The organism is Bartonella sp. B1099 (genome assembly GCF_944801835.1).
Classification (GTDB): Bacteria; Pseudomonadota; Alphaproteobacteria; order Rhizobiales; family Rhizobiaceae; genus Bartonella.
Window position 1 is genome coordinate 1067508 of record NZ_CALYLN010000001.1, and the last position, 13501, is coordinate 1081008.

The 13501-nt window shown below is 35.9% G+C and carries 20 protein-coding genes and 4 pseudogenes; 11 read left to right on the forward strand and 13 right to left on the reverse strand.

Annotated features, from left to right (window positions below; all coding sequences use genetic code 11):
• Window positions 1-17: 17 nt before the first annotated feature.
• Complete coding sequence (locus tag NNJ73_RS04450) at window positions 18-569, reverse strand: hypothetical protein (protein WP_254492893.1); 552 nt, start codon at window positions 567-569, stop codon at window positions 18-20.
• 93 nt (window positions 570-662) lie between these two features.
• Here NNJ73_RS04450 and NNJ73_RS04455 point away from each other — a divergent pair.
• The 3 genes and pseudogenes from NNJ73_RS04455 to NNJ73_RS04465 all read left to right on the forward strand — a co-directional run.
• Window positions 663-869 (forward strand): annotated as a pseudogene (locus NNJ73_RS04455) (hypothetical protein); the annotation flags it as partial.
• Between the two features lie 123 nt (window positions 870-992).
• Window positions 993-1256 carry a type II toxin-antitoxin system RelB/DinJ family antitoxin gene (locus tag NNJ73_RS04460; RefSeq protein WP_254492894.1) on the forward strand — a complete coding sequence of 88 codons (264 nt, stop codon included), beginning with the start codon at window positions 993-995 and terminating at the stop codon, window positions 1254-1256.
• Window positions 1243-1524: a type II toxin-antitoxin system YafQ family toxin gene (locus NNJ73_RS04465; protein WP_254492895.1), complete on the forward strand. Its 282-nt coding sequence runs from the start codon at window positions 1243-1245 to the stop codon at window positions 1522-1524. Before NNJ73_RS04460 ends, NNJ73_RS04465 begins: the two co-directional genes overlap by 14 nt.
• 43 nt (window positions 1525-1567) lie before the next feature.
• Here NNJ73_RS04465 and NNJ73_RS04470 read toward each other — a convergent pair whose 3' ends face one another.
• The 4 genes from NNJ73_RS04470 to NNJ73_RS04485 all read right to left on the reverse strand — a co-directional run bounded on the left by NNJ73_RS04470 (window position 1568) and on the right by NNJ73_RS04485 (window position 4106).
• The gene (locus tag NNJ73_RS04470; RefSeq protein WP_254492896.1) at window positions 1568-1846 is read right to left on the reverse strand and encodes a hypothetical protein; all 279 of its coding nucleotides are present in this window, start codon (window positions 1844-1846) and stop codon (window positions 1568-1570) included.
• Window positions 1843-2613: a Rha family transcriptional regulator gene (locus NNJ73_RS04475; protein ID WP_254492897.1), complete on the reverse strand. Its 771-nt coding sequence runs from the start codon at window positions 2611-2613 to the stop codon at window positions 1843-1845. The genes NNJ73_RS04470 and NNJ73_RS04475 overlap by 4 nt, the downstream gene beginning before the upstream one ends.
• A 591-nt stretch (window positions 2614-3204) precedes the next feature.
• Window positions 3205-3783, reverse strand: a complete 579-nt coding sequence (locus NNJ73_RS04480; protein WP_254492898.1) for a hypothetical protein — start codon at window positions 3781-3783, stop codon at window positions 3205-3207.
• Entirely contained in the window at window positions 3780-4106 is a 327-nt protein-coding gene (locus tag NNJ73_RS04485; RefSeq protein WP_254492899.1) for a hypothetical protein, read from the reverse strand. Before NNJ73_RS04485 ends, NNJ73_RS04480 begins: the two co-directional genes overlap by 4 nt.
• 351 nt (window positions 4107-4457) lie before the next feature.
• Between NNJ73_RS04485 and NNJ73_RS04490 the strand changes: the two are divergent.
• A pseudogene (locus NNJ73_RS04490) lies at window positions 4458-4641 on the forward strand (type II toxin-antitoxin system HicA family toxin).
• A 20-nt stretch (window positions 4642-4661) separates the two neighbouring features.
• Window positions 4662-5084 carry a type II toxin-antitoxin system HicB family antitoxin gene (locus NNJ73_RS04495; protein WP_254492900.1) on the forward strand — a complete coding sequence of 141 codons (423 nt, stop codon included), beginning with the start codon at window positions 4662-4664 and terminating at the stop codon, window positions 5082-5084.
• Between the two features lie 163 nt (window positions 5085-5247).
• Here NNJ73_RS04495 and NNJ73_RS04500 read toward each other — a convergent pair whose 3' ends face one another.
• The 4 genes and pseudogenes from NNJ73_RS04500 to ssb all read right to left on the reverse strand — a co-directional run bounded on the left by NNJ73_RS04500 (window position 5248) and on the right by ssb (window position 6898).
• Entirely contained in the window at window positions 5248-5643 is a 396-nt protein-coding gene (locus tag NNJ73_RS04500) for a type II toxin-antitoxin system HicB family antitoxin (RefSeq protein ID WP_254492901.1), read from the reverse strand.
• Entirely contained in the window at window positions 5640-5840 is a 201-nt protein-coding gene (locus NNJ73_RS04505; RefSeq protein ID WP_254492902.1) for a type II toxin-antitoxin system HicA family toxin, read from the reverse strand. Before NNJ73_RS04505 ends, NNJ73_RS04500 begins: the two co-directional genes overlap by 4 nt.
• Window positions 5841-5904: 64 nt before the next feature.
• Entirely contained in the window at window positions 5905-6441 is a 537-nt protein-coding gene (locus NNJ73_RS04510; protein WP_254492903.1) for a hypothetical protein, read from the reverse strand.
• A gap of 11 nt (window positions 6442-6452) precedes the next feature.
• Window positions 6453-6898 (reverse strand): annotated as a pseudogene (ssb, locus tag NNJ73_RS04515) (single-stranded DNA-binding protein).
• Window positions 6899-7089: 191 nt separating this feature from the next.
• On the opposite strand from ssb, the gene NNJ73_RS04520 reads away from it, so the two are divergent.
• The 5 genes from NNJ73_RS04520 to NNJ73_RS04540 all read left to right on the forward strand — a co-directional run bounded on the left by NNJ73_RS04520 (window position 7090) and on the right by NNJ73_RS04540 (window position 9617).
• The gene (locus NNJ73_RS04520; RefSeq protein ID WP_254492904.1) at window positions 7090-7371 is read left to right on the forward strand and encodes a type II toxin-antitoxin system RelE/ParE family toxin; all 282 of its coding nucleotides are present in this window, start codon (window positions 7090-7092) and stop codon (window positions 7369-7371) included.
• A 16-nt stretch (window positions 7372-7387) separates the two neighbouring features.
• Complete coding sequence (locus NNJ73_RS04525) at window positions 7388-7681, forward strand: HigA family addiction module antitoxin (protein ID WP_208442291.1); 294 nt, start codon at window positions 7388-7390, stop codon at window positions 7679-7681.
• Between the two features lie 181 nt (window positions 7682-7862).
• Window positions 7863-8054 carry a hypothetical protein gene (locus NNJ73_RS04530; protein ID WP_254492905.1) on the forward strand — a complete coding sequence of 64 codons (192 nt, stop codon included), beginning with the start codon at window positions 7863-7865 and terminating at the stop codon, window positions 8052-8054.
• A gap of 66 nt (window positions 8055-8120) precedes the next feature.
• Window positions 8121-8549 (forward strand): type II toxin-antitoxin system HicB family antitoxin, encoded by a 429-nt coding sequence (locus NNJ73_RS04535; RefSeq protein ID WP_254492906.1) that lies wholly within the window; start codon window positions 8121-8123, stop codon window positions 8547-8549.
• Between the two features lie 213 nt (window positions 8550-8762).
• Complete coding sequence (locus NNJ73_RS04540; protein WP_254492907.1) at window positions 8763-9617, forward strand: hypothetical protein; 855 nt, start codon at window positions 8763-8765, stop codon at window positions 9615-9617.
• Here NNJ73_RS04540 and NNJ73_RS04545 read toward each other — a convergent pair.
• The 4 genes and pseudogenes from NNJ73_RS04545 to NNJ73_RS04560 all read right to left on the reverse strand — a co-directional run bounded on the left by NNJ73_RS04545 (window position 9601) and on the right by NNJ73_RS04560 (window position 12599).
• Window positions 9601-10140: a hypothetical protein gene (locus tag NNJ73_RS04545; RefSeq protein ID WP_254492908.1), complete on the reverse strand. Its 540-nt coding sequence runs from the start codon at window positions 10138-10140 to the stop codon at window positions 9601-9603. The genes NNJ73_RS04540 and NNJ73_RS04545 overlap by 17 nt on opposite strands.
• 494 nt (window positions 10141-10634) lie before the next feature.
• Entirely contained in the window at window positions 10635-11090 is a 456-nt protein-coding gene (locus tag NNJ73_RS04550; RefSeq protein WP_254492909.1) for a hypothetical protein, read from the reverse strand.
• A pseudogene (locus tag NNJ73_RS04555) lies at window positions 11005-12130 on the reverse strand (hypothetical protein). Before NNJ73_RS04555 ends, NNJ73_RS04550 begins: the two are co-directional and overlap by 86 nt.
• Window positions 12120-12599 (reverse strand): crossover junction endodeoxyribonuclease RuvC, encoded by a 480-nt coding sequence (locus NNJ73_RS04560; protein ID WP_254492910.1) that lies wholly within the window; start codon window positions 12597-12599, stop codon window positions 12120-12122. Before NNJ73_RS04560 ends, NNJ73_RS04555 begins: the two are co-directional and overlap by 11 nt.
• A gap of 125 nt (window positions 12600-12724) precedes the next feature.
• On the opposite strand from NNJ73_RS04560, the gene NNJ73_RS04565 reads away from it, so the two are divergent.
• Window positions 12725-13501, forward strand: a complete 777-nt coding sequence (locus NNJ73_RS04565; protein ID WP_254492911.1) for a hypothetical protein — start codon at window positions 12725-12727, stop codon at window positions 13499-13501.

The following is a 13501-nucleotide window of genomic DNA, read 5'->3' on the forward strand; positions in this document are numbered from 1 at the left end:
CTCGCCCCAAAACTCTCTCATTCTGGAGGTTGAGGATCATGATAAGGAACTGGAATATGAACAGCTTCAAGCAAAGCATTTCGTATGTAATAATCAATGGCACCGATTAGGCTTGCAGCATCACATCCAACTTGTGCGGCAATGCTTGCACCAAAGCGGTGAGGAAAATTCAACATGGCATCACGGTGTGCTCTTCCAAACTCACGTGCTGCTCTCTTTACTTCTTCACGGTCAACGGTTGTTTCGCGCAAACGTTCAAGAGCAATCTTTTCGCTTTCAAGGGCAACTTGCATTCGCTCCAGTTTAATCTTGTATTCATTTGCACCCTCTGTAGAGGCTTGTTTGATTTTTGTCCGTGGTTGACCATCTGATGCTAAAAATGGGGCAAGGCGCTTTGTTGGATTCTCATTCCAGATGGCTGTTGCAAGCGCTTCATTAACAGAACCATCTTCAAAAAGAGCCTTATCAAATTTACCCGTTTTAAAACGAGAAACCACCGCATTGGGTGAAACACGCATCTTTCTTGCAAAGGCACGAAGCGATAAACCTTTTCGAGATTTCTTAGTCATAATGCTCCTTGCTTTCTTCTGTTCCCTAAGAAGTAAGGTTTTACGGTGTTACGAATAATTGACAATTGGGTATAATTGGGTATGTATTCCGGTATGAAAACAGATACACTCCAGATTACACAAGAGTTATTGGCGCTTAACAAAAACTTTGAAATACGATGTGGCTATACAAAAGAAGATTTGGAAGCCATGGATTTTCCACCATTAACGGATGAAGAACTTGCACGCCTAAAGCCAGCCAAAGATGTTTTACCACCCTCTTTCTTTAAGTACGTAGCAGAAGAGCGCCGTAAACGTGGGTGAATCCTTTTAAAAAGTAAGCGGTTGTTAAGCCAACTTCTCCATCCTAAAAAATGCTTTACAGGTTGAAATTAAACTCCAATTGTATTACATTGAAATACAATTAAGAGAGGAGAAATCATTATGGCTACCAGTCGCATGGTTCAGGCACGTGTACCGGAAGAGATTCAAAATATTGCTAGTCAAGTTATTCAAGCCTCTGGTTTGTCAGTGAGTGATGTTGTAAGGGTTTTGATGACACGTATTGCGCAAGATAAAGCTATTCCTTCTTTCTTATTTCAACCCAATGCAGAAACGATAGCAGCTTTTGCTGAACTTGATGAAGGCAATTTGAAAAAGTTTCATTCCGTAGACGAATTATTTGATGATCTCTATGCGGACGATTGAACGTACCACCATTTTTAAACGTGATTTTAAGCGTGAGATGAAAGGGCAACATCGGCATCTTTTAGATACTGATTTACGTAAAGTCATCACAGCATTAGCGAATGATCAACCTTTAGAGCTTCGGTACCGTGATCATGCACTGACTGGAAATTGGAGTAATTATCGAGATTGTCATATTCGACCTGATCTCGTGTTAATTTATCGCTTGGTTGATCAAGACCGATTGGTTTTGGTGCGTCTTGGTTCTCATTCACAACTTGATCTTTAGCCACCTCCCCACCTTAAAAGATGGGGAAGGGGAGTGTTTTTATTTAAGCAACCTTTCTAATGGGGTTATCTAAATTGGGTTCATAAGCACGCAACAAAGATTCTATAATCGGAGGTGGTCTTAAAGTTCCAAAATTTGTAATCATTGCCAAAATTTTCAGTGCATTTGGGGTTTCATCTTGAAGCTTAAAAATTAAAGCTTTTTCTATCGCATCCATGGTTTCAATGAGTGTATTAAAAGCCTTGTCTTCAATATCATCACGGTCAGAAAACTGATACAACGCCATCCACAAATCACATAAAAAATCAATACTTGTATTCATTGTACACCTCCATGGATCTGCTCTCTTAAACATGCCAAACCTCTGGAGGTGATTTTTGTTGAAGGGAGGACCTTTTCTGTCCCATCCGGTCTTTGAATGGTAATCGCAGGGCAATCCATAAAGCCTTTCTTGATTTTATCTTGATAAGGCAACAAAGGCGCCCCTGGAGCCCGTCGATAGACCCAATCGTGTTTGCGCAAATAATCGGTTAAATCCTTTGGTCGCACCTCTAACATCTTTGCTGCTTCAATAAGACCGAACAAACCATCAGAGCGTTTTAAACCATCCAAAGCCTCTGCTTTTGGAGTTAATTCAGCAATCACATGATCTTTCTGCTCGATTTGACTTTGTAGGTGATTTAATACACCAAGCAAGGCTTCTGGTTTGGAATAGTCAACTTGTGGAACAGCGACTTGTTTTTCCAATTCTTGCCAACGATCAATTATTTTTGCACGTAAAGCAGTGCTATAACCGGATACAAGAATTAAACATTCACGCTTTGGGAGGTTGTAACAAGGGAGGGTGCGACCCGTTGAATCTTTATAGACCCCTATAAATTCACTCAGCCCAGATTTGGGCTCAGTAAAATTACTCACCCCAAATTTGGGGGCAGTTCTTTCAGAATATAATTCTTCAAGCATTTTCTTAATATCACGCATGATATGCTTATGTTGCTTATCGCACAACTCAGCAATTTCACGACTAGACATAGTCTGAACTGTTGCTTCGCTAAAAGTGCTTTCTTTAGTTTCTATGAGAGTGTTCATGTGAACTCCTTATCGTTAGATGTTTTTGATTGACACTCTAAAAAGAGTGTCGGGTGCTCAAAAACACGGCGATAAGTCCGTCGTTACACTTTCCCTGCAAAGGTATTGTATAGTGTAACCACACCCGACAAAATCACTATATGCTACAAAGCATGTGATGAGTCAAAGTTTTTAAATCTCGGCGGGAAGAGATTATTTCGGTAATCTATCCGCTTATCGTTGGGTGTTTTTGAGGCACCTAGCTCAACAGTAGACACATTATTGCCATATTGTCAAGCGGTGACTTCACATTTTTTAAATAATTATAGATTGTAGTGTGTATATTAATGCACATTAATTTTGTTATTTATCAATATGTTAAGTGTACAATGTACAGTCGATTTAAAAATTCTGTCGCTAGCGATAGTTCGCGCTCGCCTGCCCCGCAACGAAGCCAACCCGCCGGAAAGTACCTTTTGCATTGATTTTATTGGTTTTTTTATGGACAATACAAAGCATAAGTGATGATCTGTTTTTAAAATTGTAATAAGAATATGTAATGTATGAACCAATAAGGATATGTAATATAGAGATAGAGCTTAAGAACATGATCTAGCCTCTTTTATTGGCAGCGTATTCTTGACGTTTAAGTTGGCTTTGAATATTTTCGATTAATCTTTCATTGGCTTTTTTTACAATAGCATTTGTAATCTCTGGTTTGGACATAACTGTAGCAATTGATGGTCCTTCTTGTTTTGCAATAGGGAATTGGTCCCCGTCGGCTCTTTGAAACACATTCCCTCCCATTTTTAAATCAACCCGCTTAGGAAAACTTCCTCCCTTGATGAAACCATGGGGCAAGATTTGTTTTTTCCCAAACAATTTGTAAGTCACACCGCGTTTTGTTTCTTTTGCCTTAAAAAATTTAAGAGGCAAGGGTGTTCCAGAACCAATGATATCTGTCTCGAGAAACTGTGCGGTAGCCTTGTCTTTAATATAAACACCTTTTTTAACGCGCTTTGGTTGGGCGGATGAGAGGTCGGCAACTTGCTTCTCAGTAAAGCGCTCGACTTGCTTTGCTGCGGTGTTAACAGCATTCCGTAAAGCCCAATTAAGGCGTGGTGCTTGAAGATTGGTAAAGGTATCTTTTACCTGTTGAAGATACCATTCTTGATGGATGATTAATTTCAATTTTTAAGCTTTTTAGCAGGAGGTGTTGATGACTTGGAAGCTTTAGGTGTTTCGGTCTGTTGAAGTGAAGTTTCTTCTGCACTTGATTCAGAGGATATCTGTACGGTTTCTTTTTCTATTGGCTTAATTGGTTCATTTATCTTTTCAGATTTTGTTGTGGTTTTGATTTCAACAAAGGGTTTTACGGCATTGGCGCGCTTGAGGCGTGCATAGACTTGATTGGAAATCTCTACAAATGGATTACTTGAAGTTGATGGTTCAAAACGAACAGTGCTTTTGTTATCGCCAACAACACACATTGGTTTGGTGATGATTACTTTCATCTTGACTCCTTTTGAGGGAATTAATTAATGACATCATTGGTCAATTAATGGCTTTTGATGTGTGCAAAATAGATAAGCCAATTTTATCAATAAAAACAGTAAGTTAAACTACTTTTAAAGCTTAATATTTTAACAAATTTTAAGGGATTTTTTTGAATTTTAGATACAATACAACTCGTGCCGTACTGCCACTAAATACGATTTTTCACGTATTGTCAATAGAAAAAATCTATATTTTGTATTTTTTTTATTTTTTGATCAAAACTTAGTATTTTAAAAGCCAATCTTTAATTTTATACAAAGAACAACATTTATGTTGTATTTAAACATTTTAGATGTTATATTATATTTATGAACAGTCAAGAATTAAAAAAATATCTTACAAAACATGGTTGCAGTTTTACCTCAGGGAAAGGTGGCCATTTGCTTGTAAAACGTGGTTCTAAAAAATCCGTTTTACCTATGCATGGTACGCGGAAAGAATTAGGAACGGGATTAGTTCAAAAAGATTCTTAAAGATCTTGACCTAAGGTAAGTCTGAATATGGAGATGTAAATGAAATATGCACTTAAATTTATCAAAGATGACAATGATACTCTTCTTGTCGTTTCCAAAGACTTTCAAGAATTTATTACCTATGGTAATGACGAAAAAGAGGCTTTAGAACACGCTAAAAATGCCCTTTTAACAGTTATTATGGGGCGTTTCCAAGATCGAGAAGTTGTTCCTTTTGGTTCTCGTGATACTGCCTATCCTTTTGTTGAAGTATCTTCATTAGTCACTTTAAAAATTGCAATACATAACGCTATGGTTGAAAAGAATTTACGCAAAGCTGATCTTACGCGTCTTTTAAAACTCAATCCAATACAAATTGACCGATTATTGGATTTAAACCACGCAACAAAATTAGACTCTTTAGAATCCACTCTTATTACTCTTGGCAAAGAAGTTACCATTAGTATCCAAGATGCCGCTTGAAACTAATTTATTTATAAATTACTAGACAATTATTATAGGAGGGAAGAGCAATGACAGGTCCAGAAATATTAGATGCCGTGTATATGATATCAATGATAGTTATATCCCTCTTAACTATAGCGTTTTGTTTATCTTCTGCTTTTTGATTTTCATTAATATATAGCTAAATATTAAGCTCATGGCGGGCTGCTGTTGCCAAAAAAGCAGATCTTGTTAAACCTCTCTCTTGTGCACAATTATCAATTGCACGTAACAGTCCTCGTTCAATTGATATATTGGTACGTATGACTTCCGCATCATTTTCAATAAAAGGAACTTGTATTAAAAAGGCTCCTTGTGACAAAGCTTTTTTAACAGCTTTCTGTTGTATCACTTCTTCAAATTTTAAAGGAACAGGCACTGTATCCATATCTTCACAATAAAGTTGTAAGGCTTCGGTAGCATTTATGATAAGATTTTCTTCTTCATCAGCAGCAGAGAATAAACCTTCAAAATCAGGAAATTGAACACCAAAAGCAGAATCTTCATCTTTATGAACAAGAGCAAAAAATCTTTTCATTCTTCTTCTCCTTTTTTTAACCAGCCTGCTTGTAGTGCAATAGAGTGCGCTGTACCAATTGGAAGATTTTTCTTAGGATGTGGAACAACAACAACCATACCATCTTTTTTAAATTTATGGTGTGAACCCTTTACTTTAACAAGTTCAAAGCCGTCGCGTTTTAATTTTGCAATTATCTTTCGGCTGTTTTGTTCCATTCCCCAATCTCTCAATGTGTATATATTTACATACTGTACTTTTTCTTATTTTAAGTCAATCTTTTTAATAACCAAAATATTTTTGGAGAGTATTAAGAACGATACGTAATGAAGGTATAAGATATGGTAATTCTTGATCTTCTATAACAAGATATTGTAATGCAGCATAAAAATTGTGCTGTCTGTAAAGGTGTTGTGTTTCTTTTATTACCTCTTGCATATTAAAAAATTGTTTTGTTGCAAATTCAACCCATTTCTCTCTTGCTGCTTCATCAGAAGATGAGGGCATTTCATTATAAATTGCACTAGGCAATGTTTTTGCACATAAATAATCATTTCTTACTTCAAGATATTTTTGTGCAGCATCGTATTGATCTTGATTGAGATTTCCTTGTAAGTAAAGCCGTCCGATATAAGTCCCGGAAAGCGGATTTTTAGCTTCTTCTATGGTCAAACCAAAGTGTTTGACACGCATTTCTATTGCCAATTGATCAATGGGATCATGGGGCATTTTTGTCCGTGAGATACGACCATTGGGTTCTCTGATACATCCTTCAATGCGTGGACGACCACGTTTTGCTCGTTTTTTTCTTTTTGTCATATTTTTTTCAATCAGAATGGCATGCTGTCATTAAGAGATGCGCTATAATCGGATGCACCAGAGGCGATAGCATAATTTTGAGAAGTAACGGGAGAGGGAGGGGTGTATTGATCTTTCTTTGCATCAAGTAAATACAATTCGCCTTTGTATTGTGACAAGACAATTTCTGTTGTGAAGCGGTCAATACCGTTTTTATCTTGCCATTTACGGGTTTGTAATTTTCCTTCTACATAAACCTTTGAACCTTTGTTTAAGTATTGAAGAGCGATTTTGCCAAATGTGGATTAAAAACCACCACGGAATGCCATTCTGTTTTTTCTATTTTTTGGTGTGTGTTTTTATCTGTATAGTTCTCAGAAGTTGCCAACCGAAAATTGACCACTTCGGCACCAGAATTCATAGTTTTGCTTTCGGGGTCGGCTCCAAGATAACCAATTAAAGTCACTTTATTCAACATGTTTGTAAGTTCCATTTGATTTGCATTTTATATACGTAAAATCCTATCGTAATTTGTTTATTTTTTCAATTATTTCAAAATGATATTATTATTTATTAACATATAACATTATATTTTTTAAGCACTCTGTGATAAATAATCCATTGACAAAGTGTATAGTGTATCGTATCAAGTAACAAAAGGGGTCATATATGGCAATCGTTAGTTTTAAGCATAAGGGGTTGAAATTGTTCTTCGAAAGAGGAATTGTTAAAGGAATACAACCTGCACATGCTAACAAATTAGCAAATATTTTGGTGATTTTAGATACGATATCCGCTCCTGAACAAATGACTATTAAATCGTACCGTCTCCACGAGCTTACAGGCGATTTAAAGGGTTATTGGTCTATGCGTGTCAATGCAAATTGGCGTGTTACTTTTCGTTTCATTGGAACAGACGTTGAACTGGTTGATTACCAAGATTACCATTGATTTTTGAGGTGTTATTATGATGTACAATCCTCCACACCCTGGTGGCATTTTGAAAGAAGAATTGCTTGATGAATTGGGGTTAACAGTAACAGAAGCTGCCAATCATCTCGGTGTTGCACGTTTAACTTTATCACGTGTTTTAAACTGTCATGCGGCAATCAGTATTAACCTTGCTTTACGCTTAGAAAAGGCTGGTTTAAATGATGCAGAATTTTGGCTTAAATTGCAACAAAAGCATGATCTATGGCAAGCTCGTCATAACAGCCCAATCCCCCATATTTCACCTTTAGAGCAAGTAGAGCATCTTTAGAAATGAAAAACGAGATTGAGCTTTTTTGTACTTAAAACATATTAAGCAATTCTCGGTATTTTCTAGTTCTTTAAGGAAGCTCCTCTCATAAATGATTATATCAAACTTTTTTGTACGATTTGTTATTGATCAACGAACTTTTTTGTGCGATATTGATTTTATAAAAACATAGAGAGGGTGAATGAAAAGAGAAGCACTGCTTAGAGAGTTACGTAAAGAAGCCAGAAAAAGAGGTATTCATTACAGTGAGGCTCTAGATGCAGGCAAGGGGTCCCATTATTTAGTCACTTTTGGAGATAAGACGATCATTATAAAATCTGGTGAATTAACCCCGCTCTATGTGAAAATAATCAAAAAACAGTTGGGAGTGTGAAGTTTTCATTCAAATGTTTTTATACCTCTCTTAGAGGCATTTTGATAATAGAAAGGAGATTTAGATATGGAATATACTTATCAAGCAAAATTGGAATCTGATCCAGAAGGTGGTTTTGTGGTGACTTTTCCAGATGTCCCCGAAGCAATAACAGCTGGAGAAAATAGAGCAGAGGCACTAGAGAATGCTGTTGAAGCATTAGGGTTGGCATTACGTAGCTATCCGATGCGTGGTTTGCCTCTACCTACACCACAGCAATATAAAGATCTTGTAGAGGTAACGGTAGATGCGTGGAATGCTCTTAAGTTGGCAGTGGTAGAAGCTTTTCATGAAGCGAATATTACAAAAACAGAATTAGCCAATCGTTTGGGTAAGAAAGAAACAGAAGCAAGACGCATTCTTGATCTAAATTATCCGACTAAGCTTCAAACGCTAGAGCAGGCACTGACTGTTCTTGGTAAGCAAGTTGTGATTACAATCAAAAACGCAGCTTGAAACATCTTCCCCACCATAAAGATGGAGAAGGGGATGTTTTTACTTAAAACTAAACAGCTATTTATAATAGATTTATTCTAAAACTCGTATTGCTTCTACAATTAAAATTTTATATTTTTCACCCTTTAGCTAAATGATTCTAAAAGACACGAGATATTTTAAATACAAATCACCTACCCATAAGACTACAAACGTTGTAATTGTGTTAGCTTTATGAATACCATTAACTTCCTTTCTTATAAATATGAAATAGATACAGATTCAAAATTAGTTAGTACAAACTGTATTGATAACTTTTTACAGGAAGGAACGTACAATCTTTCCATTAAGAATCAATGTTCTACCTTAACAATTGAGAAATTTTCTGTGGGATCAAGTAACTACTATTGGGTTTATATTCTAACAGGAGAAGAAAGTCCTTACAATCCTGAAGTTATAGATTCTGAAAATGGCTTTCAAAGCATTCCTAACCCACGTTCTAAAAAACAAATTGAACAAAATAAACAATATTTTGGAGTTTTGATTCCTACAAAATTCATTCTTTTTTCTTCAAGTAAAAAGCTAAACCAATGCTTGCAGTCACACTACAAAGAAAATTTCAAGGAAGAAATTAATATTTTACCTGAGCTTATTGATAAGCGAGATTTCGAAAAAAAATTGCGTTCAATTAAAGAAATAAAACTAGAATATAAAAAACAAAAACAATTAGAACTTTTTGGAACGCAATCAGAAAAATACTTAACGGAGTTGGCTAAAAATGCTCTTGATGGATTTTCCACTAATGATGTTACTGAAATAGCACTCACCTTAGATATCAAATTAAAAGAAGAAAATAACTTAAGTGAGTTTTTGTGGAATTTTTTAAAAAAAGATAAAAAAAATCCCATATTGCACAAATTAAATTTTGTGGGAAATACATATAATAAGTTCGATTTAGTATTTAATACTGAAAGTTTTCAGCATACAATCCCTATTAAAGCATCTAAAGATGATAATGGAAGATATAATGAAGATTCTGTAAAAAAAGAATTAATGCTTGAAATCGAAGATTTCACTGTATCTTTATAATGGAACATTGTAGAGTAAGGATGGATATATTTATTAAACTGCGTGTATACAACATAAGAAAGAGTACACGGCATAAAAAATAATACCAAAGTGCAATGTTTAAAGACCAAATAGCAATATCTGAGTACAACAGTACGGTATCTAATGAAACAGGAAACTTGTGTTCCATATACCTAGAAATGACAGGCAAAGAAACAGTTTCTTTATAACTATTTGGGAAAATTAAAACGACAAGCGCTAAAATTATTATATTTAAGAGTCTGTGCATATACCGTTGTAAGTCACGTGTTAGTTTCATCCAGCCCGTTGTATCATCATCCCTATAGTTTGAGTTATTCTGCAACTCGGAAGGAATATTAGAATTACATAAAATTGCAAAAATAGTTGTTACTATTATCAAAGAAATAGACGCGAATGTCAAAACACCTTGAATAAAGTCAAAGTTTTTTCTTATTCCCGAAAAACATAAAAATATAAAAACCCCAATGCCAAATAAGGCTCTTATCTGCTTAGCTGTAAACATACTCGTTTCCTGTGATAAAATTACGATCTCAATTTCTTAAATTATTTTCTAATATAAGATACAAACTACCCTTTAGTTTTTTAGCGTTTCCTTTTCTTTTGATATCAGTGTCTTCCATTGCATCCAGTTGCTTTTAGTTAACTTTGTCTATGATTTATCTGTATTTGACGATAGCCCTAAACACTAAAGTTCTATAACCTTTCATAAAGATTAAAGAAACATTCTGTTATTCCAAAAATACACGAAAGAACTTAATGACCGGCACAATATTTTTTACACTGATACTGGTTGTTTGTGTTTTTTAACAAATATTTTGAAATTTACGTATCCTAAAATTTAATTTATATTAGAGGATTCATTTAGTTTATAAATTTGATACTATACAATTATTATCAATTTTAGAAACGCATTATACCTTAAAAAAACTTTTTAGTCACTCTTAAAACACACATCTAATCTCAAAACGATCAGCACTTTTCACTACTTTGCTGTTTTTAAGCTGCTTTTGAACGATCATCGTTATGATGCTCTTCGCTAGGCTTGCCTATTCTCATATATGAAATACGCTTGCCTCCTAAAGCCAAATTACGGGTATTTTCAATGGCTATAAAAGCTTTCTCAGCAGCTCCAAAAAGCCCGCTTTCTAAATCACGACAATACTTCGCAAGATCAGCACATGAAGGGACAAAAGTTGTTGACATGCCTTTGGCTTCTCCACGTATAAGATTTTTAACAGCTTGCAATAAAGACCAGAGTGAAATGCCGTTAAGAGCTGCGATATAAGCCTTTGCACGTGCTTGTGCATTTGAAACTTTTTGCATTGTCAAACCACCTTCAAGTACATCAAGAGCCTCTGCAATGTCTTCAACAGACGCTTTCAAGGTAAGTAAGTTTTGAATTGTCTGATAAGTTGTGAAAGCTTGTTCCTCTAGTGCTGGTGTCAATTTCACGCCATTGATCAAGGTCCATGGATATTCCATTGTGACGCATTGCGCCATCTGTTGTGCAATGTTTTGAAGTGGATTCACTAAATCCTGCTTCACGGATAAGGTTACGGATTGTCTCTCCGGTACCACCACGAGTTCTTTGATCTTTTGAAAAGTTTCCATTGTTTCCACCATTGTTGTTTGTGTTTTTTGTTTTTTCTAAATCCTCGATAGCCTTGCGCACCCAGTTACGCCATGTTGCTTGCCAATCTGTTTTGCCTGCTTTGGCTTTCCAAAAATCTCGAAATTTTGCGATTTCGACTTTGATACGCTCTGGAGGCAAGCCCTCTGCAAGTGCAAAATCGTAATCGGGTTCAAAATCAGCAGGCAATCGACAGCCTATATCGGTTTTGACCCGTTTGTTTTTTTTCGGAACGCTTTCTTGCTCGTGAATGGGTGTTGTTGGGTTTCTACCGTTTCGATTTGTTCTGATTGGCTTTTGAGAGCATCAACCTTGATTGGCTCTTCAACCAAATCGTTTGTTTCTAAATTTTCAGAATTAATTTCTTTTTTTGATAAAATGATAGTTTTATTTTTTTTATATATATTATGGCATCATTAAGCATTGCATTAGCATTGCTTGTAGCATGCTTAAGCATATCGTTAGCATCATGCTTAGCATTTTGATCATCGCTAATTGTTTTTTCTTTATGACGTTTTGCCCATTTTGCTTGCGCTGCCTTCTGTGCTCTCTCTGAAAATTTATTTATATTTTCATTTGAGTTATTGAGTTCTTCCTCAACATCTGAACTCCATAAACGACCATCTTCTAAACAAATGATGTGCCCAGACCTAAATAAATAATCTAACGCCTTTTCAAATCTTTTTACTGTACAACAAGTAAAATGAGATAATATTCGTGAATCATTCAAAAGAGGTTCACGTGTGTGTAACATTCTTATCCGCAACTTCACATAAACATTGACTTCCATAGGTGGTAAATCAGAGAGTTTAAATAGCCACTGGTCTGTATTAAGTCTTGTCCAAGGTATTTTACTGGACATATGTACCCCCTTCTTTTATTAAATATAAAATTGCCAAAGCATCTGCTTCATTATCATCTTTAGGCGCGTGCCCTTTTGCATACATCGCCTTAATCATTTTTACTTTTGAGGCGTTTCCTTTTCCTGTCGTTGCTTTCTTAATTGTGCTAACAGAAATACCTTCATAAGGAATTTTATGATGTTCACACCATGCCGTTAAGATTGCTAACAAGTCACTGTAAATATGTGCTGTATCAGTACCATTATGACGCCTCACTTCTTCAAAATACACCGCGTTAATGCTGCCTACTGTCTGCTTTATTTCTGATAGACATCTCCTAAAGCGTAAATAATACATTCCACCGACTTCAAAATATCGAGGGTGGAAATTCATAACACCACTGATGATGTGACGATCTGTACCATGTATGGCCCACCCTGTCTTGGCTCCTAGATCAAGGCAAAGAATGGTTTGTGCGTTAGTGATCATAGTCCCCCTTAAGGTTGCTGTGTATTTATGCGTGCGTCATAACAGAGCGTGTTGTGATTGCCTGTCTTGCAAAAATATTTGTGAAAAAGTATCCTCCCAACGATTCTAAAAAAGTGGGGGGAGTTATGATGCAAGAATGGATAAAGATATTTCTTACAGGTTTTGTTTCATTTGCTGTGTCGCTTTCTGTAGCACTTATTTTAAGAAATAAAGACCGGAAAGAAGCAGCTAAAATCCGCAAAGATGATTTAGAAAAAGCTGCAAAAAAACGAGAAGAAGATATAGAATGGATAAGCAAGCAATTTGCAGAAAGCCAAGAACAGACGACAGCTCTTAAAGAGCAAGCGATATCGACAAAAGATCTTGCCAAATGGTCAGAAGAACATATTAAAATTTTGTTAGATAACAAAAGAGTACAGGATTTGGGTTTGCCCCCTTCCATATATACAACTGGCCCACATTTTCCAACAAAAGGCAAGTGGACACTTCTTTTTTTAAAGATAAAAAACAATGCACAAACTGTCATCCACGTTTTAAATATAAAGCTAAAAGATGGTTCTCGCTTTATTCTTGGATATGGCATCATATACGAACCTGAAACAAGATGGTGGCAAATGCAATCACCATATGTTAATCCTGATGCCCGTCCAACGTCACACAAATCACGCGGCCGCTGTGAGGAAGCAAAGGATTTTCGAACGGGACAAGAAATCGATGTTAATATTTCCATAGCTCCCTCAGAAGATAAGTACACAAGAATCCTTATTTTTGTGGCAGCGCGTGAAGAAGATATAAAAGCCCAAGTTACTTTAATCATTACTCATACATCCCCACTGCAACCAGAAACAACAATGACTGTAACTACACAAACCGACCTCATAGACTTTAAAAAATTGGATTAA